The sequence below is a fragment of the Mesorhizobium sp. M7A.F.Ca.MR.245.00.0.0 genome (genome assembly GCF_003997415.1).
Lineage (GTDB): Bacteria > Pseudomonadota > Alphaproteobacteria > Rhizobiales > Rhizobiaceae > Mesorhizobium.
This window is the reverse complement of record NZ_RZTE01000044.1, coordinates 19,417-41,987: the sequence shown is the minus strand read 5'-3', so window position 1 is coordinate 41,987 and position 22,571 is coordinate 19,417. Positions and strand designations below refer to the sequence as shown.

28 protein-coding genes and 2 tRNA genes are annotated in these 22,571 nt (G+C 63.0%); 15 read left to right on the top strand and 15 right to left on the bottom strand.

Annotated elements, in window-relative coordinates; all coding sequences use genetic code 11:
- Positions 1–18: 18 nt before the first annotated feature.
- From dapB to EOB80_RS28990, 4 genes are all read left to right on the top strand, one after another.
- On the top strand, positions 19–798 hold the full coding sequence (gene dapB / locus EOB80_RS29005) for a 4-hydroxy-tetrahydrodipicolinate reductase (protein WP_127331284.1): 780 nt from the start codon (positions 19–21) through the stop codon (positions 796–798).
- Positions 799–974: 176 nt separating this feature from the next.
- Positions 975–1,988, top strand: coding sequence for an ABC transporter substrate-binding protein (locus EOB80_RS29000; protein WP_127331282.1), 1,014 nt, complete (start codon positions 975–977; stop codon positions 1,986–1,988).
- A gap of 160 nt (positions 1,989–2,148) precedes the next feature.
- The gene (locus EOB80_RS28995; protein ID WP_127331280.1) at positions 2,149–3,003 is read left to right on the top strand and encodes an ABC transporter ATP-binding protein; all 855 of its coding nucleotides are present in this window, start codon (positions 2,149–2,151) and stop codon (positions 3,001–3,003) included.
- Positions 3,004–3,103: 100 nt separating this feature from the next.
- Positions 3,104–3,985 carry an ABC transporter permease gene (locus EOB80_RS28990; protein ID WP_127331278.1) on the top strand — a complete coding sequence of 294 codons (882 nt, stop codon included), beginning with the start codon at positions 3,104–3,106 and terminating at the stop codon, positions 3,983–3,985.
- A 4-nt stretch (positions 3,986–3,989) separates the two neighbouring features.
- Here the strand turns inward: EOB80_RS28990 and EOB80_RS28985 are convergent, their stop codons facing one another.
- Positions 3,990–5,342: a sensor histidine kinase gene (locus tag EOB80_RS28985; protein WP_127331276.1), complete on the bottom strand. Its 1,353-nt coding sequence runs from the start codon at positions 5,340–5,342 to the stop codon at positions 3,990–3,992.
- A complete protein-coding gene (locus EOB80_RS28980) occupies positions 5,332–6,000 on the bottom strand; it encodes a response regulator (protein ID WP_127331274.1) in 669 nt (222 codons plus the stop codon). Before EOB80_RS28980 ends, EOB80_RS28985 begins: the two co-directional genes overlap by 11 nt.
- Before the next feature lie 469 nt (positions 6,001–6,469).
- On the opposite strand from EOB80_RS28980, the gene EOB80_RS28975 reads away from it, so the two are divergent.
- Entirely contained in the window at positions 6,470–6,697 is a 228-nt protein-coding gene (locus EOB80_RS28975; RefSeq protein ID WP_127331272.1) for a DUF680 domain-containing protein, read from the top strand.
- A 168-nt stretch (positions 6,698–6,865) separates the two neighbouring features.
- Here EOB80_RS28975 and EOB80_RS28970 read toward each other — a convergent pair whose 3' ends face one another.
- Genes EOB80_RS28970 through purM form a run of 3 tightly spaced genes read right to left on the bottom strand, consistent with a single transcriptional unit; the run spans position 6,866 to position 9,180 of the window.
- Entirely contained in the window at positions 6,866–7,375 is a 510-nt protein-coding gene (locus EOB80_RS28970) for a histidine phosphatase family protein (RefSeq protein WP_127331298.1), read from the bottom strand.
- 15 nt (positions 7,376–7,390) lie between these two features.
- Positions 7,391–8,104 (bottom strand): phosphoribosylglycinamide formyltransferase, encoded by a 714-nt coding sequence (purN, locus tag EOB80_RS28965; RefSeq protein ID WP_127331270.1) that lies wholly within the window; start codon positions 8,102–8,104, stop codon positions 7,391–7,393.
- Entirely contained in the window at positions 8,101–9,180 is a 1,080-nt protein-coding gene (gene purM / locus EOB80_RS28960; protein WP_127331268.1) for a phosphoribosylformylglycinamidine cyclo-ligase, read from the bottom strand. The genes purN and purM overlap by 4 nt, the downstream gene beginning before the upstream one ends.
- Before the next feature lie 239 nt (positions 9,181–9,419).
- Between purM and EOB80_RS28955 the strand changes: the two genes are divergently transcribed.
- From EOB80_RS28955 to hdaA, 3 genes are read left to right on the top strand one after another with little or no spacing between them, the layout of a single operon-like run.
- The gene (locus tag EOB80_RS28955; RefSeq protein ID WP_127331266.1) at positions 9,420–9,977 is read left to right on the top strand and encodes a CDP-alcohol phosphatidyltransferase family protein; all 558 of its coding nucleotides are present in this window, start codon (positions 9,420–9,422) and stop codon (positions 9,975–9,977) included.
- Positions 9,949–11,151, top strand: a complete 1,203-nt coding sequence (locus EOB80_RS28950) for an AI-2E family transporter (RefSeq protein ID WP_127331264.1) — start codon at positions 9,949–9,951, stop codon at positions 11,149–11,151. The genes EOB80_RS28955 and EOB80_RS28950 overlap by 29 nt, the downstream gene beginning before the upstream one ends.
- Before the next feature lies 1 nt (position 11,152).
- Complete coding sequence (gene hdaA / locus EOB80_RS28945; protein WP_127331262.1) at positions 11,153–11,857, top strand: DnaA regulatory inactivator HdaA; 705 nt, start codon at positions 11,153–11,155, stop codon at positions 11,855–11,857.
- Between the two features lie 8 nt (positions 11,858–11,865).
- Here hdaA and EOB80_RS28940 read toward each other — a convergent pair whose 3' ends face one another.
- Together EOB80_RS28940 and EOB80_RS28935 are read right to left on the bottom strand one after the other, a co-directional pair.
- The gene (locus EOB80_RS28940; RefSeq protein ID WP_127331260.1) at positions 11,866–12,153 is read right to left on the bottom strand and encodes a hypothetical protein; all 288 of its coding nucleotides are present in this window, start codon (positions 12,151–12,153) and stop codon (positions 11,866–11,868) included.
- A 93-nt stretch (positions 12,154–12,246) separates the two neighbouring features.
- Positions 12,247–12,323 (bottom strand) — tRNA-Pro (locus tag EOB80_RS28935).
- Positions 12,324–12,463: 140 nt separating this feature from the next.
- On the opposite strand from EOB80_RS28935, the gene EOB80_RS28930 reads away from it, so the two are divergent.
- Together EOB80_RS28930 and EOB80_RS28925 are read left to right on the top strand one after the other, a co-directional pair.
- Complete coding sequence (locus EOB80_RS28930) at positions 12,464–12,769, top strand: ETC complex I subunit (RefSeq protein WP_023812590.1); 306 nt, start codon at positions 12,464–12,466, stop codon at positions 12,767–12,769.
- Positions 12,770–12,816: 47 nt separating this feature from the next.
- Positions 12,817–12,893 (top strand) — tRNA-Arg (locus tag EOB80_RS28925).
- Positions 12,894–12,980: 87 nt separating this feature from the next.
- Here the strand turns inward: EOB80_RS28925 and EOB80_RS28920 are convergent.
- From EOB80_RS28920 to EOB80_RS28910, 3 genes are read right to left on the bottom strand one after another with little or no spacing between them, the layout of a single operon-like run.
- Entirely contained in the window at positions 12,981–13,259 is a 279-nt protein-coding gene (locus tag EOB80_RS28920) for a hypothetical protein (protein ID WP_127331258.1), read from the bottom strand.
- 39 nt (positions 13,260–13,298) lie between these two features.
- Complete coding sequence (locus tag EOB80_RS28915) at positions 13,299–13,580, bottom strand: helix-turn-helix transcriptional regulator (RefSeq protein ID WP_127322157.1); 282 nt, start codon at positions 13,578–13,580, stop codon at positions 13,299–13,301.
- Positions 13,577–13,864: a hypothetical protein gene (locus EOB80_RS28910; protein ID WP_164762759.1), complete on the bottom strand. Its 288-nt coding sequence runs from the start codon at positions 13,862–13,864 to the stop codon at positions 13,577–13,579. The genes EOB80_RS28915 and EOB80_RS28910 overlap by 4 nt, the downstream gene beginning before the upstream one ends.
- Positions 13,865–14,171: 307 nt before the next feature.
- On the opposite strand from EOB80_RS28910, the gene EOB80_RS28905 reads away from it, so the two are divergent.
- The 4 genes from EOB80_RS28905 (at position 14,172) to EOB80_RS28890 (ending at position 18,044) form a co-directional block, all read left to right on the top strand.
- Positions 14,172–14,393: a hypothetical protein gene (locus EOB80_RS28905; protein ID WP_127270071.1), complete on the top strand. Its 222-nt coding sequence runs from the start codon at positions 14,172–14,174 to the stop codon at positions 14,391–14,393.
- A gap of 255 nt (positions 14,394–14,648) precedes the next feature.
- Positions 14,649–15,437 (top strand): GGDEF domain-containing protein, encoded by a 789-nt coding sequence (locus EOB80_RS28900; protein WP_127331256.1) that lies wholly within the window; start codon positions 14,649–14,651, stop codon positions 15,435–15,437.
- A gap of 284 nt (positions 15,438–15,721) precedes the next feature.
- The gene (locus EOB80_RS28895) at positions 15,722–16,684 is read left to right on the top strand and encodes a glycosyltransferase (RefSeq protein WP_127331254.1); all 963 of its coding nucleotides are present in this window, start codon (positions 15,722–15,724) and stop codon (positions 16,682–16,684) included.
- A gap of 133 nt (positions 16,685–16,817) precedes the next feature.
- Entirely contained in the window at positions 16,818–18,044 is a 1,227-nt protein-coding gene (locus EOB80_RS28890; RefSeq protein ID WP_127331252.1) for an anion transporter, read from the top strand.
- A 71-nt stretch (positions 18,045–18,115) separates the two neighbouring features.
- Here EOB80_RS28890 and EOB80_RS28885 read toward each other — a convergent pair whose 3' ends face one another.
- Positions 18,116–18,703 (bottom strand): TetR/AcrR family transcriptional regulator, encoded by a 588-nt coding sequence (locus EOB80_RS28885; RefSeq protein ID WP_164762758.1) that lies wholly within the window; start codon positions 18,701–18,703, stop codon positions 18,116–18,118.
- Positions 18,704–18,790: 87 nt separating this feature from the next.
- Here EOB80_RS28885 and EOB80_RS28880 point away from each other — a divergent pair, with 87 nt between their 5' ends.
- Complete coding sequence (locus EOB80_RS28880; protein ID WP_127331248.1) at positions 18,791–19,621, top strand: crotonase/enoyl-CoA hydratase family protein; 831 nt, start codon at positions 18,791–18,793, stop codon at positions 19,619–19,621.
- Positions 19,622–19,731: 110 nt separating this feature from the next.
- On the opposite strand, the gene EOB80_RS28875 is transcribed toward EOB80_RS28880, so the two are convergent.
- The 4 genes from EOB80_RS28875 to EOB80_RS28860 all read right to left on the bottom strand — a co-directional run bounded on the left by EOB80_RS28875 (position 19,732) and on the right by EOB80_RS28860 (position 22,561).
- The gene (locus EOB80_RS28875; protein ID WP_127331246.1) at positions 19,732–20,040 is read right to left on the bottom strand and encodes a cupredoxin family copper-binding protein; all 309 of its coding nucleotides are present in this window, start codon (positions 20,038–20,040) and stop codon (positions 19,732–19,734) included.
- An 11-nt stretch (positions 20,041–20,051) separates the two neighbouring features.
- Positions 20,052–20,576: a DUF4142 domain-containing protein gene (locus tag EOB80_RS28870; RefSeq protein ID WP_127331244.1), complete on the bottom strand. Its 525-nt coding sequence runs from the start codon at positions 20,574–20,576 to the stop codon at positions 20,052–20,054.
- A gap of 115 nt (positions 20,577–20,691) precedes the next feature.
- Entirely contained in the window at positions 20,692–21,366 is a 675-nt protein-coding gene (locus EOB80_RS28865) for an RNA polymerase sigma factor (protein WP_127331242.1), read from the bottom strand.
- A 133-nt stretch (positions 21,367–21,499) separates the two neighbouring features.
- Positions 21,500–22,561, bottom strand: a complete 1,062-nt coding sequence (locus EOB80_RS28860) for an HPP family protein (protein WP_127331240.1) — start codon at positions 22,559–22,561, stop codon at positions 21,500–21,502.
- Positions 22,562–22,571: the final 10 nt, after the last annotated feature.

The following is a 22,571-nucleotide window of genomic DNA, read 5'->3' as shown; positions in this document are numbered from 1 at the left end:
TAGCCGCGGGATAGCGCCATGTCGAAAACACCGGTCAGGGTCGCCGTCGCGGGTGCGCTGGGCCGCATGGGCCGCGAGATGGCGGACGCCGTGCAGGGCGACGCGCGGCTGGCGCTCGCCGCCCGCTTCCACCGGCCGGGCAGTGTCGGCGAAGGTCTGGTGAGCCGTGACGAGGCGCTTGCCGTGGCCGACGTGGTCATCGACTTCACCACGCCGGCTGCCTCGGCTGATCTGGCCAGCATTTGCGCCGAGCGCGGCGGGCCGTCCCTGGTCATCGGGTCGACGGGCTTCGATGCTGCTGAATCGGCTGCTATCACCGACGCCGCGAAAACGATTGCCATCGTGCGCTCCGGCAGCTTTTCGCTCGGGCTCAACATGCTGGTCGGGCTGGTCGAGCAGGCGGCGCGGGCACTCGATCCCGATGACTGGGACGTGGAGATTGTCGAGACGCATCATCGCCACAAGGTCGATGCGCCATCGGGAACGGCGTTGATGCTGGGCCATGCCGCAGCCGGCGGACGCGGCATCGACCTGGACACGGTCGCAAGGCGTGCACGCGATGGCACCATTGGCGCGCGGCCTCCCGGTGAGATCGGCTTTGCGGTGCTGCGTGGCGGCAGCATCATCGGCGAACACAGCGTGAGCTTCTGTGCCGACGGCGAGATTATGACCTTGTCGCATGCGGCCGGCGACCGCGTCATGTTCGCCCGTGGCGCCATCGCCGCGGCACTCTGGGTGGCTGGAGGTCCGCCCGGCGAATATGACATGCGCGACGTGCTTGGGTTCAACGCCTCGTGATGAGCAGTCCCGCCTGATTTCGTCTATTTCCACTCATCGAACGGCTGAAAGCCAGCTGAAAGCTTGGGCATGCCATGACGGGGGCCGCGGTGTTCACCGCGTGACCGGCCCTGGTGGCCGGTGAGGAGGAAATGCGGCGCAGCCTTTCGGCGCGCCGCCCAGGTGGAGGAAGTTTCGTGACAGGTATCATCTCGAAGTGCGCCTTGCGTTCAGCGGCGCTGGCGTTGGCCATCGCCGCAACGGGTGCCACGGCGGCATCGGCGGCCGACAAGATCACCATCATCGTCGGCGGTATGGAAAAGCAGATCTATCTGCCGGCCGTGCTCACCCAGCAACTCGGCTACTTCAAGGATCAGGGGCTCGATGTCGAACTGGTCAACTCGCGCGCCGGCGTCGAGGCCGAGAATGAATTGCTGGCCGGCGCCGTGCAGGGCGTCGTCGGCTTCTACGACCACACCGTCGACCTGCAGTCGAAGGGCAAGTACATCCAGTCGATCGTCCAATTCAGCCAGGCGCCGGGCGAGGTCGAGCTGGTCTCTGCCAAGCACCCCGAGATCAAGTCGCCGGCCGACTTCAAGGGGGCCACGCTTGGCGTCACCGGCCTCGGCTCGTCGACCGATTTCCTCAGCCAGTATCTGGCCGTGCGCAACGGCCTGAAGCCCGGCGACTATACGCTGCTGCCGGTCGGCGCCGGCAACACCTTCATCGCCGCCGTCAAGCAGGATCAGATCCAGGCGGGCATGACCACCGAGCCGACCATTGCCCAATTGCTCAAGACCGGCGAGGCCAATGTCCTGGTCGATATGCGCACCCCGGAAAAGACCAAGGAAGCGCTGGGCGGTCCCTATCCGGCGGCGTCCTTCTACGTCCAGTCCGCTTGGCTCGAAGACCACAAGGATGAGGCACAGAAGCTCGCCAATGCCTTCGTCATGACGATGAAGTTCATCGCCACCCATTCGGCCGAGGAGATCGCCGACAAGATGCCGAAGGACTATTACGCCGGCAACAGGGATCTCTACGTGCAGGGGCTGGCCAGCGGCAAGGCGATGTTCACGCCGGACGGCCGCATGCCGGCCGACGGCCCGCCGACCGTGCTCAAGGTCCTCTCGACATTCTCCAAGAGCCTGCAGGGTAAGCAGATCGACTTGTCGAAGACCTACACAACGGCATTCGTCGACGCCGCCAAATAGCCTCGTCCCCAACGGTGCGGGCTTCCCGTCTTCGTCCATCGAAGAACAATAGCTTGCGCCGTTTGCCTAAATCAAACCGGCAGCGGCACAGCCCTTGCCGGACCATCTGGAGACCCGCGGCCGCGCTGTGGCTCCTTCCCCATTGCGACAGGAGAGTGCCATGCAACTGCAACCCATGGCGGCCGAGAGACTGTCTCGGGCCGCGCCGCCAGCCGATGCCGCGATCGCCATCGACGATGTGACACTGCGCTTCGTCACACCGGACGGCCACATGATGACGGCGATCCGCGATTTCACCATGACCGTGGCGCGCGGCGAATTCGCCTGCGTCGTCGGGCCGACCGGCTGCGGCAAGTCGACGACGCTCAACCTCGTCACCGGCCTGTTGCGGCCGACGACAGGCAATGTCCGGGTCATGGGCAATCCCGTCAACGACATCAGCCGCGACATCGGCTTCGTCTTCCAGGCCGATGCGCTGTTTCCGTGGCGCAGCGTCATCGACAATGTCGCCGCCGGTCCGCTCTATCGCGGCACGCCCAAGGCGCAGGCCTATGAGCGGGCGCGTGACTGGATCGGCCGTGTCGGCCTTGGGCGCTTCGAAAAGCACTATCCGCACCAGCTATCCGGCGGCATGCGCAAGCGCGTCGCACTCGCCCAGACCTTCATCAACCAGCCCAAGATCCTGCTGATGGACGAGCCCTTCAGTGCGCTCGACATGCAGACGCGCACCGCCATGCAGGACGAACTGCTGGGCCTGTGGTCGGAGCAGAAGTCTTCCGTCGTGTTCGTCACCCACGACCTGGAGGAGGCGGTGGCACTGGCCGACAAGGTTTATGTGCTGACGGCGGGACCGGGCACGGTCAAGAGCGTCTACCGCATCGACCTGCCGCGTCCGCGCGTTATGGCCGACATCCGATACGATCCGAAATTCGTTGAGATCGCCAAGGTGATCTGGAACGACCTGCGCGAGGAAGTGCAGCTCGGCCAGAGCCGCACTTTGCAAACCGGCCATTAGAGCGGGTCGCGGACCCGCTCTAATGGTTTTGTTTTTCGAAATTCCGGACGGAAAACCGCTTGTCACTTTTTCTGGAATTGCTCTGAGAGGAGACACCGCCATGACCGCCATCTCTCCCACCACCACTTCTCAGGCCGCCGTCCGCGATGCCTCCATCGCCGTTGCCGAAGGTCGGGCGAAGGCGCGGCTGCGCCGCCGTCATGTGCTGGTCATCGGCCTGCGCCTGGCTATCCTGGTCGTCTTCCTCGGCCTGTGGGAACTCGGTGCCGACTACAACATCATCGATCCGTTCTTCTTCGCCAGCCCGTCCGGCATCCGGGACCAGATCCGGGTGTGGGTCACCGAAGGCACGTCGCAAGGTCCGCTCTGGCTGCAGATCTATGTGACGCTCGAGGAAACATTCCTCGGCTTCGTCATCGGCGCGGTCGGCGGCATCGCCGCAGGCATCATCCTTGGCCGTAACCGGCTGCTGGCGGACGTCTTTTCCATCTACATCAAGATCGCCAATTCGGTGCCGCGAGTCGTGCTGGGTTCGGTGTTCATCATCGCGCTCGGCCTCGGCATGGCGTCCAAGGTGGCGCTCGCCGTGGTGATGGTGTTCTTCGTCGTCTTCGCCAATGCCTTTCAGGGTGTACGCGAAGCCGACCGGGCGATGATCGCCAACGCCCAGATCCTCGGCGCCTCGCCATTCCAGATCACACGCACCGTCATCATCCCGTCGGCGATGAGCTGGATCCTGGCCAGCCTGCATGTCAGCTTCGGTTTTGCGCTGGTCGGCGCGGTGGTCGGCGAATTCCTCGGCGCCAAGCAAGGCATGGGCCTGCTGATCTCTACAGCGCAGGGCGCCTTCAATGCCAATGGCGTCTTTGCCGCCATGATCATCCTGGCGGTGATGGCGCTGGTGGTGGAGTTCATCATCACCCGCTTCGAGAACTATGTCGTCAAGTGGCGGCCGGCTCCGTTCAACGAACAGGGGACCTGATTGATCAGGCCAAAGGCAACTTGACCTCGACCACCAGACCGCCGGTCGCGCCATCTCCAAGGGTGACGCGGCCGCCGGCATTTTCGACAACCTCGCGCACGATGGCGAGGCCGAGCCCGCTGCCTTCCTCGGTCGAGCCGACGATGCGGTAGAAGCGTTCGAATACGTGGTCGCGTTCGTCCGCCGGAATGCCGGGCCCGTCATCGTCGACTGTCAGCACGGCTTCGCCGTCGGTGGCCGCCAACTTCACCGTGACGCTGCCGCCGGCCCGGGTGTAGCGCAGTGCGTTATCGACAAGATTGACGATCATCTCGCGCAGCATGGTGCCGTCGCCGATAACCGGCACAGGTCCGGCCTCCTCGAGGCCGAGATCGATGTTGCGACCGATTGCTATTGGCGCATGCGTTTCCAGAACGTGCCGAGCGGCTTCGGTCAGGTCGACGTGGTCGGCGCGCGGCCGCCGACTGCCCGGTTCGGCGCGTGACAGGGTGAGCAACTGTTCGGCCAATCGCGCCAGCTTGCCGGAGCTTGTCTGCAGCGCGACCAGCGCTTCCTGGCGTGCGTCGGGGACAGTTTCGCGAAGCGCGTAGCTCGCCTGCGTCGACAGCAGCGCCAGCGGTGTGCGCAACTGGTGCGCCGCATTGGCGATGAATCGGCGCTGTGCCGCCATCTGCGCCCGCACGCGCTCCATATAGGCGTTGAGCGCATCGATCAGCGGGCGGATCTCGCTTTGCGCACCTGGCGCTTCAATGGGATCGAGGTCGCTGCGGCGTGGCGAGCGCACCGCGTCGCGCAGCCTTATCAGCGGCGCCAGGCCGCGACGCAGGCCGAGCAGCACGAAGATGCCGGCAATGGCCACCAGGGCCAGTTGCTGGGCGAAGGCGCTGAGCCACAGCCGTTTCACCATCGCATCATGCCCAGCCATCGTGACGCCCACGGTGACCGTTATAGGTGAATCGGGACCGGCGCCGACCACCGCATGACTGAACGTCAGCAGCCGCAGCGCTTGGTCACGATAGACCGCTTCCACGCTCGGCTGCCTCGTATCCTCGGGCAGGTCGGGGTAGCCGGTCAGCAAACGCCCGCCAGCCGTCTCGACATGATAATAGACGCTGTCGCGATCACCGGTGTCGAACATCTCGATTGCCGCCGGCGGCACCGTGGCATCGAGAACGCCATCCACTATGGCGACCTGTTCGGCAATCGCGCGTGCCGAACCGAGCAGCATTCGGTCCGTGACCAGATCGGCGGTCGCCAGCGCGCTGCGGTGACTGGTCCATAGGTTGATGGTGGCGAGCCCCGCAAGCGGCAGCACCACCCAGGCCAGCAACTGCAAACGGAGGCTGCTAATCCTCATGGCGCAGCAGGTAGCCAAGACCACGCAAGGTGGCGATCTGAACCCGAGACCCTTCGAGCTTCTTGCGTACACGGTGCACATAGATCTCGATGGCGCTGGGGTCGGCGTCGGTCTCGAAGTCGTATATCGCCGCCGACAGCGCCGCCTTGCTCACTGTGCGTCCCGCCTTGACCATCAATTGTTCCAGTACCGCGTGTTCGCGCGGCGTCAGCCCCAGCGTTTCGCCGGCGAGCGAAAACAATCGCGTGTTGGTGTCGAAGACAAGATCGCCGCAAGCAACGACGGGCGCGGTGCGGTCATTGGCGCGGCGCAGCTGCACGCGGATGCGCGCCTCCAGTTCCTCGATCTGGAATGGTTTCGCCAGATAGTCGTCGGCGCCCTCATTGAGGCCCTTGACTCGACCGTCGAGGCTGGCATTGGCGGTCAATACAATCACCGGCACCGCATTGCCGCGCGCCCTCAGCATGCGCAGCACTTCCAGGCCGCCCATGCGAGGCAATGCCAGGTCAAGGATGATAAGCGCGTGGTCACCGGCGGCCAGCGCGTGCTCGACATCCTCGCCGTCATGGACGACGTCGACGACATAGTTCGCCTGACGCAGGGTCTTGCCCAGCCAGTCGGCCAGTTCGCGATTGTCTTCGACGAGCAGCAGCCGCATATCTATCGCTGTCCTGGGAAGCTGCCACCGCGTTTCGGAGGATGCGGCTGGCAGCGTACAAATGCATACTCAGGAACAATCGATAGTATCGATCCAGCCGCAAGGCAAATAGCAGACGGCCTGCTGCCGCCGCGTTTGAGCAGCCTGAATTCGCCTACCATGGATAAAACCGAACCGTTCGGTTCGATTATCATTGACGGACCGTCCATGTTGGGTGAACGTCGGCTCATCGAATGATAGCGTCATGCGCTGGCGATTTCTCATAATTATTTGATTCTAATGAATAAAAAACTCACCGCCGAGGGCCTGTGCCAAATTTCAAGGCCCGGATTCAAGCTGCGGAGGAACATCTTCGTGATTGGAATCCGCGGCAGGGCAAACCCATCTCGGGGTGGTCCGAGCAACGCGAAATTCCTCCCAAGGGCACGCCACTAGACGGACAGAACAAAGAAATACTGGAGTAACTAAAATGACCAAGATCGCTCTTGCCGCCGCCGCCATCCTCGTTGCCACGGGCACTGCTTTTGCCGGCAGCGACAATTATGGCTCTTACAATGCCAACCAGCCGGTTGCGAACCAGTCCGTGTCCAACGTCGACACCACGCACACCGGCTCGATCCCGAAGTCTGTAAAGACGCAGGGTGATGCCAATGCCAAGGTGCCGGCTCAGTCGGGCCAGGGCATCTGGGGTCGTTGATTTTCTGAAGTCTGCGACCACAAAGAGCGGTGGGCTTTGCCCGCCGCTCTTGTTTTTTATGGAACCAGCAACAATCGGGGCATCGTTTGAGCAGCCGATTTGGCGCAGTCGGCATGAACCGTTGGTTCGAAGTCTGCCGGGTGGCAGCTTGCCCGCCGCGCCCGAATTCTAGCCCAAATCCTTCGGGTGCACACAATGCGTCAGCGGGGCGCTCGACAGGCCGGACCAGTCACCTTCGAAAGCGAAGCGTGCCAGGGCTGCCGTCGGGAATTTTTCTTCAAGTCTCGCGAGCGCCTTGGCCTCCGACCCCGGCCCGGCAAGCTGTCTGGCCAACTGTTCCAAGCCCGGATTGTGGCCAATTACCAGCAAGCTGCCGCTTGAAGCGTCGGTCTGACCAATCTGGCTCAGAATATCCGCCGCTGAAGCATCGTAAAGCGCCTCGACGAATGCGATCCGGGGCTGGACGGGCAGCTCCGCCGCCACCAGCCGCCAAGTCTCACGGGTGCGCAGCGCCGGCGACACCAGCGCCAGGTCCGGCAGCCAGCCGCGCGCCGCAAGTTCGCGCCCCATCAACCGGGCTGCCCTCGATCCGCGTTCGGCCAAAGGCCGGTCGAAATCATCAAGGCCAGGGTCGTCCCAGCTGGATTTAGCGTGACGAAGCAGGAGAAGCTGTTTCATCGTCACGCTCTCGCCTCACGGCGTGATGCGCGCCAGATGCTCGAGGTCGGTTTCCTCGCGCAGCGGGTCGGGGGCCATCACCACCGAAGTGCCGTTGTCGGCATCGTCGGCGAAGTGGGCAAGCACGGTGCGGCCGGCCTCCATGCGCGCCTTGCCTTCGGCAACCAGTCCTAATGCCAGCGGATAGAGCCGGTGCTCGGCCTTCAGCACGCGGGCTGCCAAAGTATCGGCGGTGTCGCCGACCATCACCGGCACGGCCGCCTGTGCGATGATCGGACCGTCATCCATCTCGGAGGTGACGAAGTGCACGGTGCAGCCATGGATGCGGATGCCGGCGGCCAGTGCGCGCACATGGGTGTCGAGCCCCTTGAACGCCGGCAGCAGGGCAGGGTGGATGTTGATCATGCGGCCCTGCCATCTCTGGACGAAGCCGGGGGTGAGGATGCGCATATAGCCGGCCAGCGCCACGATCTCGGCGTTGAGGGCCGCGAGCGCCGCGTCTATTGCGGCGTCATGCGCCTGCTTGCTGCCATGGTCGGCACGCGAGACGACCTGCGTGGCGATGCCGCGCGCTCTGGCGATGCCGAGCCCGGCGGCGTCCGCCTTGTCGGAAATGACACCGACGATCTCGGCCGGGAACGCCGGGTCGCTGGCCGCGGCAATCAGCGCGGTCATGTTGGAGCCGCGCCCCGAGATCAGGACGACGGTGCGTTTCCTCTGCGCGTTCATAGGCCGATCGAGCCCCGATAGATGACGCCGGCGTCGCGGCGCGGCACGATGCGGCCGATCGGCGCCACCGTCTCGCCGGCCTCCTGCAGCACGGCGGCGACCTGTGCTGCCTGACCGGATGCGACTGCCAGAATCATGCCGATGCCGCAATTGAAGGTGCGCATCATCTCTTCCGGCGCCACGCCGCCGGTCTTGGCCAGCCACGAAAACACCGCAGGAACGTCGATCGCCTCGAGGTCGAGTTCGGCCGAAAAATCCTTGGGCAGCACGCGCGGGATGTTTTCCGGGAAGCCGCCGCCGGTAATGTGGGCGAGCGCCTTGATACCATGCGTGTTGCGGATCGCCTTGAGAATCGACTTGACGTAGATGCGGGTCGGCTCGAGCAGCGCCTCGGCCAGAGTGGCCTCGTCGTTGAACGGCGCCGGATCGCTCCACGACAGACCGCTGACGGCGACTATGCGGCGCACCAGCGAATATCCGTTCGAGTGCAAGCCGGAGGAAGCCAGGCCCAGCAGCACGTCGCCTTCGACAATATCGTCGGTGGGCAGCAATTGGCCGCGTTCGGCGGCGCCCACCGCAAAGCCGGCCAGGTCGTAATCATTGCCGTGATACATGCCGGGCATCTCGGCCGTCTCGCCGCCGATCAGCGCGCAGCCGGCCTGGCGGCAGCCCTCGGCAATGCCGCCGACGATCGCGGCACCCTGGTCGGGATCGAGCTTGCCGGTGGCGAAATAGTCGAGGAAGAACAGCGGTTCGGCACCTTGCACGACGATGTCGTTGACGCACATGGCGACGAGGTCGATGCCAATCGTGTCGTGCTTGCCGGCATCGATGGCGATCTTGAGCTTGGTGCCGACGCCGTCATTGGCCGCCACCAGCACCGGGTCGGTAAAGCCCGCGGCCTTGAGGTCGAACAGGCCTCCGAAACCGCCGATCTCGCCGTCGGCGCCCGGCCGGCGCGTCGCGCGCACCAGCGGCTTGATCTTCTCGACCATGAGATTGCCCGCGTCGATATCGACACCGGCCTCGGCATAGGTGAGCCCGTTCTTGCGCTTGTTCACGTCGCGCTTGCTCATTTCTGGTGCCCGTTCAACAATTTTCCTTGTCGCGGGCTCTTCGCATGAACGGTTTCTGTCCGCAAGGATAACGGCCATTTCGGCCCATAAAACCGTGGACAGGGCGCGCGTATAGGCGCTCGTGATTGGCGAAAGCCAAGCTGAAAGCCGCTCTCCCGTGCGGGAGATCGGCAGCTTCTCTCTTGTTGCCACCCGCTATCTTCATCATCTATCTCCGACCAAGAGGAGGTGCCAAGCATTTGACCATCCCAAACCTGATCACCATCCTGCGCCTTATCCTGGTGCCGGCGGTGGTGCTGGCGATGCTGCAGGCGCGCTGGGACTGGGCTTTTGCCGGGTTCCTCGTCGCCGGCATTTCCGACGGCGTCGACGGGTTCATCGCCCGCCGTTTCAACCAGCAGTCCACGCTCGGCGCGTATCTCGACCCGGTGGCCGACAAGCTGCTGCTGGTTTCGGTGTTCGTGGTCATGAGCTTCATCGGGCAATTGCCGCTGTGGCTTGTCGTCATCATGGTGTCGCGCGACGCGTTGATCGTCTGCGCGGTGGTGTTGTCCGCCGTCATGACCCATCCGGTCGAGATGAAACCGTTGTTCGTGTCGAAGGCCAACACCGCGATCCAGATCGTGCTGGCCGCGCTTGTGCTGGGAGAACTTGCCCTTGACGTTCACCTCGACCCGCTGAGGTCAGCCCTCATATTGCTGTCCGGGGTCTTGACCGTGGCTTCGGCCGCAGCCTATCTCGTGACTTGGCTGAGGCACATGAGCGGCTATGGCGAAGGCTCCACTCCGGACATCTGAGACAGAAGCGGCAGCGATCGAGGCCGCGGCCGCCGACATCGCCGCATCCGCGACCTTTCGCCGGCAGATCTTCTTCTGGCTGGCCGGTGCCGCGCTGCTGGCGCTTTTCCTCTATGTTTTCAGCGCCATCCTGCTGCCCTTCGTCGCCGGCATGGTGCTGGCCTATTTCCTCGATCCCGTTGCCGACCGGCTGCAGCGGCTCGGCCTGTCCCGTTTCATGGCGACGGTGGTCATCCTCATCACCTTCCTCATCGTGCTGGTGCTGGCCTTTGTCATCCTCATTCCGGTTCTGGCCACGCAGATGGCCGATTTCGCCGGCAAATTGCCGGAATATCTGACCCGGCTGCAAAGCCTGATCACCTCGTTCGATCCGAAATGGCTGGAACAGAAGTTCGGCGTCAACGCCAATAGCTTGCGCGACGGGCTGAATTCGCTGCTGACCTCGGGCTTCGGCCTGATCACCACCGTGTTCACCTCGCTGTGGAGCTCCGGCATGGCGCTGGTCTCGGTGGTCAGCCTGTTCGTGGTGACGCCGGTGGTCGCCTTCTACATGCTGCTCGACTGGGACCGCATGGTGGCGGTCATCGACGGTTGGGTGCCGCGCGACAACGTCCAGACCGTGCGCGCCATCGCTCGTGACATCAACACCGCCACGGCTGGCTTCGTGCGCGGCCAGGGCACGCTGTGCCTGGTGCTGGGCGCCATGTATGCCACCGGGCTGACGCTGACCGGACTGAATTTCGGCATCCTCATCGGCCTGTTCGCCGGGCTGATTTCCTTCATCCCCTATGTCGGCTCGCTGACCGGGCTGGTGCTGGCCGTCGGCGTCGCCTTCGTCCAGTTCTGGCCGGACTGGACGATGATCGTTGCGGTCGCGGTCGTGTTCTTCATCGGCCAGTTCATCGAGGGCAACATCCTGCAGCCGCGGCTGGTCGGCAAGAGCGTCGGCCTGCACCCGGTATGGCTGATGTTTTCGCTGTTTGCCTTCGGTGCGCTGTTCGGCTTCGTCGGCTTGTTGATCGCGGTGCCGGCTTCTGCGGCCGTCGCCGTGCTGGTGCGGTTCGCCATTGCCCGCTATCTCGAATCGCCGCTCTACAAGGGCCGCGGCGCGGCACCTGTGCCGCAGCTCCCGGCCGATCGCGGCGGCGGCCACCGCACGCAACCGCGTCGCTGAAGTGACCGCCCAGCCAACCGACCCGCCACGCCAGTTGCCGCTCGACCTCGGCCATGGCACCGGCTATTCGCGCGACGAACTCGTCGTCTCCGGCACCAACAACCAGGCGGTGGCGCTGGTCGACCGCTGGCCGGACTGGCCATCGCCGGTGGTGGTGCTGGCCGGTCCCGCGGGTTCGGGCAAGACGCATCTGGCCTCGATCTGGCGCGCCCGTGCCAATGCGGTGGCGGTCGACGCCAGGCGCATCGGCGACAGCATTGCCAATCTCGGCGCGCGGCCGGCACTGATCGACGATGTCGATACCGGCGCGGTCGATGAACAGGGCCTGTTCCATCTGATCAATGCGGTGCGTGGTGCCGGGTCGACGCTGCTCCTGACGGCGCGCCGCTTCCCGTCCGCCTGGCGCGTCACGCTGCCTGACCTCGCCTCACGGCTGAAAGCGGCGGCGACAGTGGAAATTCATGAGCCCGACGATCTCCTGCTCGCCGGGGTCATCACGAAACTGTTCGCCGACCGTCAGATCGAGGTCGAACCGCATGTCGTGCAGTATCTGGTCCGCCGTATCGAGCGCTCGCTGGCGACAGCGATGCGTGTGGTGGAGCGGCTCGACCGGACCGCGCTCGAACGCAAGACGCCGATCACCAGGGCGCTGGCAGCCGAAACCGTCAACGCCATGGATGAAGGGCAGGGCGAATTCGAGATTTAGCTGAGAGGTCAGTCCCAGAGCCACATTCTGGCGAAATGACGGACCGCGAGGTAGACGGCAGAGTGGGCGGCGATATAGCCGGCGGCGACCAGCACAAACATTCCGATACTGACACGCCAGGAGCGGGAGACGACGGCGCCTGGGGCCTGCCTCGCCTGTCTGCGGCTTTCACGGTTGTTCCACATCGCCAGCGCGGCGCAGGCAATTGCCCACGTCACCATGAACGGAACGGTGATGCCGGCATAGGCAAAGTAGGCCGGTCCGAAAAGCGACACCCAGGCATCGATTCCAAGCATCTGAACCCCTGTTTGCCGAACCGGCCACGGATGCACGACCGGAGCCGGAGCAAGTGACCATATGGCTGCGCCGGGCATTGGGCTATGAGGGGATGGTCGGAGTGGAGAGATTCGAACTCCCGACCCTCTGGTCCCAAACCAGATGCGCTACCAGGCTGCGCTACACTCCGAACGGTCTGTTGCCTATTCATTTCGGTGGTGCATGGCAAGTGCAAAAACCTGCGAGAGCAAAAACCTTGCCGCCGTGCGCATTGCGCAGTAATGACGGGCGAAGGGTGGCGATGCTGCCTTGCACAAGAACGAGGTGGCCATGTCCGCGCGCATTTTCAGCCCAGCCAAAACCGCGATGCAGTCCGGCAAGGCCAAGACCGGCCACTGGGTGCTGGAATTCGATCCCGAGACGCGCAAGAAGATCGACCCGCTGATGGGCTATACGACGTCGGCAGACATGAGAAGCCAGATCAGGCTTAGCTTCGACACGCGGGAAGAGGCGGTAGCCTACGCCGAAAAGCAAGGGCTCGCTTTCCGCGTCGAAGAGCCGAAAGAGACCAAGCGCCGCCAGATTTCCTATGCGGAGAATTTCCGCTATGACCGCAGGACGCCCTGGACGCATTGAACGGCGGTCAGTGCCAAGATATCCAGCCGGCCCAAAGGCCGGCCAGCGGTCCCGTAGCTCAGCTGGATAGAGCACCGGCCTTCTAAGCCGATGGTCACAGGTTCGAATCCTGTCGGGATCGCCAAAGCCTTTCGGGTCCGTTCCGGACACATAGGTTACGGTTTATACCGGAGACATGGGCTTTCAGAGAGCGGCATCGGGCCTCGTGCGCTCAAACCGCCGCCGCCAGAAGCAGCGTTACCCCCAAAACCGTCGACGCATAGATCGTCGCTAGAAGCACGATCGGCCGAGGATACTCGGCGGGTGTCGCGAGGCCGGCAAAGTCGGGATTTCGGGTTTCGGTGCCGGGCCACGGGACGTCGTCGTCGTCGGCGGCGTTGTCATTGCAAGCGCACACAGAAAAACGCCGGGCTATATCGGCGGCGATCAGAGGATCGTCCGCCACCAATTTCGACCAGTCCGAAACAATGCCGATTTCACGTTTGAACATCGCTCGCCTCCCGTTTGCGCTCTAACAGCGATATCTAAATTATGTTCCACCGATAGTTTGACGAGGCGGACCGCTCTTGGTCACTGCGGCCTTCTGATTGATGAAAACCACGCCTGCTGCCTCCAACCCTCGCCGGATGGCAGCCAGCTTGGCCGAACTCGGAATCCTTCGTCCGCTCTCGAAACTGCCAATCGTTCCTTCGCTGAGGCCGCACTTCGCGGCGAGTCGCACCTGCGACCATTTCAGCATCGCTCGTGCGGCTCTGCACTGCTGGGATGTAAGGGGCTGGATCCCTGAGACGGTGGAGCTTCGCTTGTTCACATCCTCAGATCCCTTCGCTTCGGCGGGACGTGGCTTTGCACCAGGCGCACCTTGTCCCTATCCACTGTGACCATTGTCCCGAGCGATACCGTGACCTTGTCGCCGTCGATCCGCGTAACCCCGCCGGATAATTCCATCTGCTGGCCCTTGGTCAGCCTGGTCGCCGGATCAATGACCGAATGCGGAAAATTGTAACCGGGGATCGACACGCTGACGCGGTCTTCCGTGACGCGCTTCAGCACCGTCGCCATGACCGCCACTTCGTCGCCGACCTTTATTGCCATGCCACTGATTCTGGGGCGTCATCTGCCGGCGTCAAGGATTAGCTAGGGCTGATATAGCAAAATCGCGGAATCAGCTTTCTCCATGCAGGGTCGCCCCGACAGCGGCAAATACCGCAAGCCGTCCAACTCTGTTCGGTGATGAGGCGTTGGCGTGGCTCGGGCAGCCGGCCCGGCGCCAGCGTATTATTTCGTGACTCCGCCTTTTCGGAACCTTCCTGCGCACAGCGCGTTCGGCCCGCTGTATTCGAGGACCCTCATATAAAAGTGGACAGGCGGGAGGCAAACAAGGGTGGGGAGGAGTGTTGCCATGTCGAAGCGAGAAATAGGCATATCTTCGGCTCTGGATCGGCGTATCGCCGATCTCAAGGCCAAGATGCAGGACGCCCGGATCACGGAATACGAAATGAAAACCTTTCAAAAAGTGGCTTCAGCCATGGGAGGCGACGGAGGTTCCCTGCGCCTCGATGCCGACGACCTGATCGCGGCATCCTTTGTCGTCGATGCGCTGAGTGAGTCAACGCTCAACTGACGACGGGCGGCCTGGTTCGCGCGCCGTTTTGCCTTTGTCCGGCCGGCAATTGGCCCACGCCTTCAAGCTCTGAAACAGGATGGCTGCTTTCAGCGGCCGTCTTGTGGCACGTTTGCGCAAGCCTCCGTCGCAAGTCACCGATCGGGGCTGGCGGGTGGATTTGATTCCGCCGCCCGACAGAAATTGGAGGGAAAGTCTTATAAATTTGTTTGGGTTGGTGCGTCATAGTAGCGACGGCTAACGGAGTTGAACGGGATGAAGCTCGATCTGTCGCCGACGAGCTGGGGCAGGGTGATCGCTGTCACGGTAGTCGGTACTGCATTCTTCATTGCCGTGGCGTTCTTCGTCGATTCCTTCAATTTCCCCTATCTTTCGCCCGAGGCCGTGTGGCGGGCGAAGATGACCGACTTGTTGCTGCCTTTGGTGCTGGGCGGCTCGTTTCTGTTTTTCCTGATGTGGAAGATTCGCCAGCTGGCCATCGCGCAGCGCGATCTCAGCATCATCGCCGCGACAGACAGCCTGACGGCGGTGCTGAACCGTGGCGCCTTCTCTATGCTGGTCGAAGCCTATCTCGAGCAGACCCGAAAGCAGGAGCAGACCCGTTCGGGGGCGCTGCTGATCATCGACGCCGACCACTTCAAGTCGATCAATGACCGCCTGGGCCACGATTGCGGAGACCAGGCGCTCAAACTGATAGCGCAGGCGATCAAAGGGCAACTGCGTGGCGGCGATATCGTCGGCCGCATCGGAGGCGAAGAATTCGGCGTGTTTCTGCCCGGCGTGGACCCCTCGCAATCCTGGGTGGTCGCCGAAAGCATCCGCCGGCGTATCAGGGAGATGGAATTCTCACCCGGCGGCAGGCCTTGTCCGCTTTCCGTCAGCATCGGCGGCACAAGCTTTACCGGCCCGATCACCTATGAGGAAATCTTCTCCGCTGCCGACAAAAGGCTTTACACGGCCAAGTCGAACGGACGCGATCAAGTCAGCTTCGATCCGGCCGGAACGTCTCCGGCGCCTCCGCCCGAGGTTGCCACCGTGCATTGATGGCAGAAACTTGCAGATTACTGGATCGGGAAGCGCAGACCGCTCCTCTACGCTTTCAGAGCTTACAGTCATGTGCAGGAAATCCGATCTTTACGGATAGCATGCCGGCTCGATAGGCCATGGACGGCAACCGCTTGACGGTATATTCCCCCGGATTGGCGATGTTTCGTTGTTGGTAGAAACGGTTCTGACTCCTGAGTTTCTATGCGTTCCGGCCGACTTGCGATCATGATTTTTGATGCTGGCGGGCATGTGGCGGGAACGGTCAGGTAAGCACAGCTATTATGATCCATTTGTTCAACGGCTTTCAGGATCCCTTTGGCGGCAGTGATCTCAAGACTTTGGAACTCTATCGGCTGTTGAGCGCCGATTCGGAAGTGCGCCTTTGGGCTGCGTCATCGAGGGCTTCAGATGAATTAATGCGGCAATTCCCGATACGTCGTATTTCCCCGCTTACGCGAAAAGTTCCGGATGGCGGCACTTACGTCTTTCTCGGAGCGCATTGGCGCAACAAGGTGTGGCCTTACCTGATCCCACGGCCGCGCCGGCTGATTTACGACTTCAACACCCTTCATCCGAAGGTTCTCAACCTTACCACGCGCATGCCTCGGAGCCTGGGATGGCCCGCCGTCGAGATAGTGCTTGTTTCTGATTTCCAGAAGCGATTGCTCCAAATCGAAGGCACCGTGCACCCGTCTCCGATCGAGATCGAACGTTTTTCTCCACGGCGTCTGGATTCGGATCGTCCGTTCACCGTCGGACGCTTGAGCCGCGATGGGCCGGGCAAACATCATCCCGATGACATACCCCTGTACGAGACATTGCTGGCCGAGGGCACAGCCTTGCGGATTCAGGGCGGGACAGGGCTCAAGGACAGCCTCATGCCGCATCCGCAACTCGAGCTGTTGCCGCCCGGCCAATTTTCCGCCGAAGAGTTTCTGCAGACACTCGACGTGTTTTATTATCGCACCGGTTGGCATGTGGAAACCTTCGGTCGCGTCGTGTTGGAGGCGATGGCCTGCGGTCTGCCTGTGGTCTGCCATTCCCATGGCGGCTACATCGACCACATAAGGCATGGCGAAAACGGTTTCTTGTTCGAGACGACTGAACAGGCGTTGCGCATCCTTGCCGATCTCAAAGCCGATCCGACATTGCGGGCGACAGTGGGAAAAAGGGCGCGGCAGTCCTTCGAGCAGATCTATTCTTCCCAAGCTGTGCGACAGAGGCTGGATTTCTATTTGCGTTAGCCCGGCGTCTGAAACCGTCAGCCCGGCCGGTTTGGCATCCAGCTCGACATCGCGTTAAAGGGTGAGCACCCGAATGGCCTCCGGGTGGGTGGCAGGCTTCGGCGCGGAAATAGACTGGGCAGGACTTCTATCGATGACATTGATGGGCGCGGCGGCACTGCTGATCCTGATCCTGACTTACGCCGGTGTCGCCATTGGCCGCATCCCCGGTCTGCGCCTCGACCGGGCAGGGATCGCGCTGCTCGGCGGGGCCGCGATGATCGCCATCGGCGCGCTCAGCATGGAGGATGCCTACCAGGCGATCAATTTCGACACCATCACGCTTCTGCTCGGCATGATGATCGTGGTGGCGCATCTGAAAGTGTCAGGCGCCTTTCGCGGCCTTGGCGCCGTCGCCATTGAGCACGCGCACGCCCCCTTCATGCTTTTGGTGATGGTGACGCTGCTGACCGGCGTGCTGTCCGCCTTCCTGGTCAACGACGCCATCTGCCTCGTCATGGCGCCGATCGTCGTCCATGTCACCCGTGTGATCAAGCGCAACCCGATCCCCTATCTGATCGCCACCGCCACTGCGTCGAATTGCGGCAGCGTCGCTACCATCACCGGCAATCCGCAAAACATGGTCATCGGCGCGCTGTCGGGCATTTCCTATCCGGCCTTTTCGGCAGCGCTGGCTCCGGTCGCCCTTTTCGGCCTCGTCGCGGTCGTTGTCATCATCCGCATCGTCTACCGGGCCGAATTCGCCCGAACGGTCCAACTGACGCCCGAGGTCTCGCGTGGCCGCATGCACAAGGGGCAGGTGCTGAAGGCGGTGGTGGTCTGCATCGGGCTGGCAATCGCCTTCTTCGCCGGTGTGCCTGTCACCAAGGCCGCACTCATCGGCGGCGCCATCCTCTTGCTCACCCGCGCCATCAAGCCCGAACGCATCTACCGCGAGATCGACGGGCCGCTGCTGTTCATGTTCGCCGGTCTGTTCGTGGTCGTCGCCGGCGCCGAAAAGACGCTTCTTTCGCCAGACATGATCGCTTCGGCCAAGAACCTCGGGCTGGACGATGTCTGGCGCCTGTCCGGGTTCACCGCGGTGCTTTCCAACATCATGAGCAATGTCCCGGCCGTGCTGGCGCTGCGACCCTTCATACCCGGCCTGGAAAACCCCGAGCGCGCCTGGCTGGTCGTCGCCATGAGCTCGACACTGGCCGGCAATTTCACGCTGCTGGGTTCGGTCGCCAACCTGATCGTCGCCGAACAGGCACGCGCCGCCGGCACGACGCTGTCGTTCGGCGCTTTTTTCAAGGTCGGCTTGCCTCTGACGCTGATAACGCTGACCGCCGGCACCGCATGGCTGGCGTTTGGGTTCTAATGCATGTCGCCCAAAAGTGGCCCGGTTTTGGGGCAACGATATAAAACCAAAGGCTTAAAGCGCGTCGCGCTTTAGACCTGGCTGCCTGAAATCCGCGCCCGCACCAGCGTCGCCGCGGCGCGGCCGGCGGCCTCGATGTAATCGGGGTTGCGGTGGATCAGCATGATCGAAAAGCAGCCGTCGATCAAAAGCACGATCTCGCGTGCCAAGGCAGGCGGCTCGCCGACGCCATGGTCCGACAAGGCGCCGGCCAGCCATGTTTCGAAATTCAGCTTGTGCCGCGCGCCGACCTCGACCGCCGGATGTCCGGGCATCGAGGCGAGTTCGGCGGCCGTGCGCAGGAAGCCGCATCCTTTCCATTTCGGGTGACGAGCGGACCTCGCCAGATTGGTGAAGATCGCCTCGACCTTGCGATCCGCGCCGCCTTCGGCGGCATCGAACCAGCCGGCCATCCGCTTCAGATTGGGTTGGTCGCGGCCATCGAGATAGGCGGCGATGAGGTCGTCCTTGCTCTTGAAATGGTAGTAGAGCGTGCGCTTGGTGAGACCCGCTTCCTCGGCGACGGCATCGACGCTGACGCGACCGATTCCTTCGGCATAGAAGAGCCTGGTCGCGGCATCGACAATGCGTTTGCGTGTAGGACTTTGCGTGTCAGGCATGAGCTTATGTATACCGACTAGTGAATATACACAAGCGGAAAGGGGCATAGTCTTCCGGTCATCAGCATGATGAAGAAGGAAGAGCCAATGACCGATCTTGTCCTCAAGGAACCCCAGGATGGGATTGCCATCCTCACCCTCAATCGGCCGGAGAAGCTCAACGCCTTGAACTATGCCCTGATCGATCGCCTGCTTGCGATCCTTGACGACATTGAAGTCGATGACAGCGTTCGTGCGGTCATTCTGACCGGTGCAGGGGAGCGGGCGTTTTCGGCCGGCGGCGACATTCATGAGTTCTCGGCCAGCGTGGCGCTCGGCGTGGATGTCGCGATGCGTGATTTCGTCATGCGCGGGCAACGGCTGACGGCGAGGCTGGAAGCGTTTCGCAAACCCGTCATCGCTGCCGTCAACGGCATTGCCTTTGGTGGCGGTTGCGAAATCACCGAGGCGGTGCCGCTCGCCATCGCCAGTGACCGCGCTTTGTTCGCCAAGCCGGAAATCAACCTCGCAATGCCGCCGACCTTCGGTGGAACCCAACGCCTGCCGAGGCTCGCCGGGCGCAAGCGGGCGCTGGAGTTGCTGTTGACCGGTGACTGGTTTGCGCCGCCGCGGGCGCTTGAGTTGGGTCTCGTCAACGAGGTTGTGCCGCATGCCGAATTGATGCCGGCCGCGATCGGCCTGGCCAGGCGTATCCTGCGGCACTCCGATCTGGCGATTGCCGGCATCCTCACGGCAGTGGCGCGCGGCCTCAACCAGAGCATCGCCGAAGGTTTGCTGGTCGAGGCCGAGCAGTTCGCCCGCATGGCCCCGACCGCTGATCTGCGCGAAGGGCTGAATGCCTGGATGGCACGCCGCGAGCCGGGCTATGACGGCTCGTGGACGCATATCGCGCGTCCCGACGAGGCCAGGCGAGCCTGAAGCGGGTCGCCTGAAAGGCCAGGCGACTCGCTTCAGCTCTTTGATTTTATGCATGTCGTTCTCCCAAAACCGAGGTCACTTTTGGGCGACATGCACTCGTTGGCGTTGGATCAGGGCACCACCACCAAACGGCCTTTCATGTTGGGGTGAAAGCGGCAGAAATAGTCGACCGGTCCCGCGGCCTTCAATGTCAGGCTTGCGGATTTGTTCGGCGGGATCATCACTTCCCAGCCGCCTTTCACGGTGGCCGTGTGGGCGAGCACATCCTTGTTCACCCACTCGATCGTGTCGCCGACCTTGGCCTCGACGGTGGCTGGCGAGAACACCAGCCTGTCGATGATGACCTGGATGGTTTCTGCTCGCGCCGGAACGGTACCGACGGCCAGCGTCAACGCAATCCACAGATGGCGTTTCGGCATGCTCCCGGTCCTTACTTGAGCATGCCGGCGACGTGCTCGGCGTGCTGCTCATGGCCCTGGAAGATCTTCAGGCCGGTTTCCAGCAGGCTCTTCAGTTCGGCATTCTGCGCCGACGGGATCAAAAGGGTTTCGAGCGCGCCGTTGACCTGCTTGTGGTAGGCGACCTCCTTGTCGACATAGGCCTTGTCGAAGGCAGCGCCGTCGAGTTTGGCGAGCTTGGCCCGCTCCTCCGCCGCAGCTTTGGTCAGCGCCTGGCTGGTGGCGTTGTCTTCCGGCGTGACCTTGAGCTTCTTCACCAGATCGAGCGCCTGCACGTTCACGGCTTCGTGGTCGCGCACCATGTCGTTGGCGAAATCCACGACCTCCTTGGTCTTCGATTTTTCGATGGCCAGCTTGGCCGCTTCAACATCGATGACCCCGGCCGTATAGGCGATGTGGGCGATCTGCGGATCGGTTGGCTTGTCGGCGGCTTGTGCGAACGGGGCGGTGCCGAGCAGCAGCAGGGCGGCGAGCGCGGCAGTGTGTCGGATGGACATGGCATCTCCTTCGCCGGACGCTGAAAATCTCGCCGGACTGTGTTTTCGGTTGACGGTCATTGGATGCGGGCCAGCGGCAAACGTTCCCGCCAAAATCAATTGAATCCGGTGAGGCTCAGCTTTCCAGCCCGAGCCGCCGCATGACCGCGCTGGTCAGTCGTTCGCAACGCCGGCCGGCGAAGGGGAAGGCATCGAGCAGCACCGGCCCGATCTGATCGTCCAGCGCCTTGCGCACGAGGGCGCGGGCGCGGTGCAGCCTTGTCTTGACGGTTTGCGGCCGCACGCCGAGGAGATCGGCGGTCTCCTCGATGCTCAGCCCCTCGATCACCCGCGCCACGAACACCGTCCGGTAGACGTCGGGAAGGCTGTCTGTGGCCTGTTCGACCAGTTGGAGGATCTGCCTTTGCGCCATCGTCCGTTCCGGATCGTCGCTGGGGTGGAGGGGGAACCGGATGATCTCGGCTTGCAGATTTTCCGGCATTGCCACCGTTCTGCGCCTTTTGCGCAGGCGGCCGAGCGCCTCGTTGATGACGATGCGCGACAGCCATGTGGCGAGCGAGGAGTCGCCGCGAAACGCATCGAGATGGGCGAAAGCCTTGAGGTAGGCCTCCTGGACGATGTCCTCGGCCTCGCTGTCATTGCGCACGACGCCGCGCGCGATCCGGTAGAGCCGCTGATTATGTGTCTTGATGATGGTGCGGAAGGCGTCGCCGTCGCGCGCCAGCGCGCGGTGCACAAGCTGCATCTCGCCTGGCACAGCGGAAGGCACGGCCGTCAACACAGCAGGCATCGCCAGTTTCCTCAACCCAATCTCCGAACCAAGATTCTCGATCGGGAGATTGGACGCTGTCGCCGGCAGAAGGTTCCCGAAGATTTTCTGCCGGGTCCGGCGGCCGCTACCCTGCAGTGCGAGCGAAGGCTTGTCAGGCAGCCTGCAGGCGCGCCGTGGCCGCCAACAGATCGGTCTGGGTGATCAGCCCGAGAATCCGCTTGTCCTCGTCGACGATGATGACCGCATGGCTGCGGCCGTCGGTGAGCACCGGCAGCAGACCCATGGCGGCAAAGCCTGCGGCGGCTGTTGCCGCGGGCGATATAACGGATCCGACCGTCCCAAAGGCCTGGGTGAGTTCGCGCAATCCCACGGTCCCTGCCAGCCTGGCTTCAGCATTGACGACCGGCAGGGTCCGGATGTTGTGGTCAAGCAGCAATTGGCGCGCCGCCTCGGTCGAGGTGTGAGCATCGACCGAGATGACATCGCGCGACATGATGTCCTCGCACAGAAGGGTCTTGTGCGCGCGCACCATCGCCTGCAATTCGACCTGCCGCAGCAGCCGGTCGAGATCGTTGCGGTCGATATCGAACGTCTCGTCGAGTGCGCCAAGCGCGGCATCGATGTCTTCGGAGCGGAAGCCGACGCGCAGTTGCGCCGGCGGATCGCCGGTGCCGTGGCTGTTCGCCGGCGCTGCAACCGGCACATGCGGATAATTGCGCCGGGCCAGCCTGTGGAAGCCGTAGCCGAGCGCCACCAGCAGGATCGAGTTCAGCGCCACCGGCACGAATGGAAACAGGAAGCCGGCGCTGATGACGGCAGGCCCTCCCAGCACCGCGGTCAGCGCGGCCGCTCCGCCCGGCGGATGCAGGCAGCGCGTGAACGACATGGCGGCGATGGCCAGTGCTACCGCGATGCCGCTGGCAAGGGCGGTTTCGTGGATGAAATGCGCCACGATCACGCCGACCAGCGCCGATATCGTGTTGCCGCCGATGATCGACCATGGCTGTGCCAGCGGACTGGCGGGCACGGCGAACAGCAGCACCGCCGACGCCCCCATCGGCGCCACCAGCAGCGGCACATGCGGGCCGTTGCCGAGTACAAGGCTGGCGATCACGCCGGTGAGCGCAATGCCGATCGTCGCGCCGATACAGGCGACGAGACGCTCGCGCAGCGTCGCGCCGGCAAGAATGGGAACAAAAAGGCGGAAAGCCATGGGGTCGAAA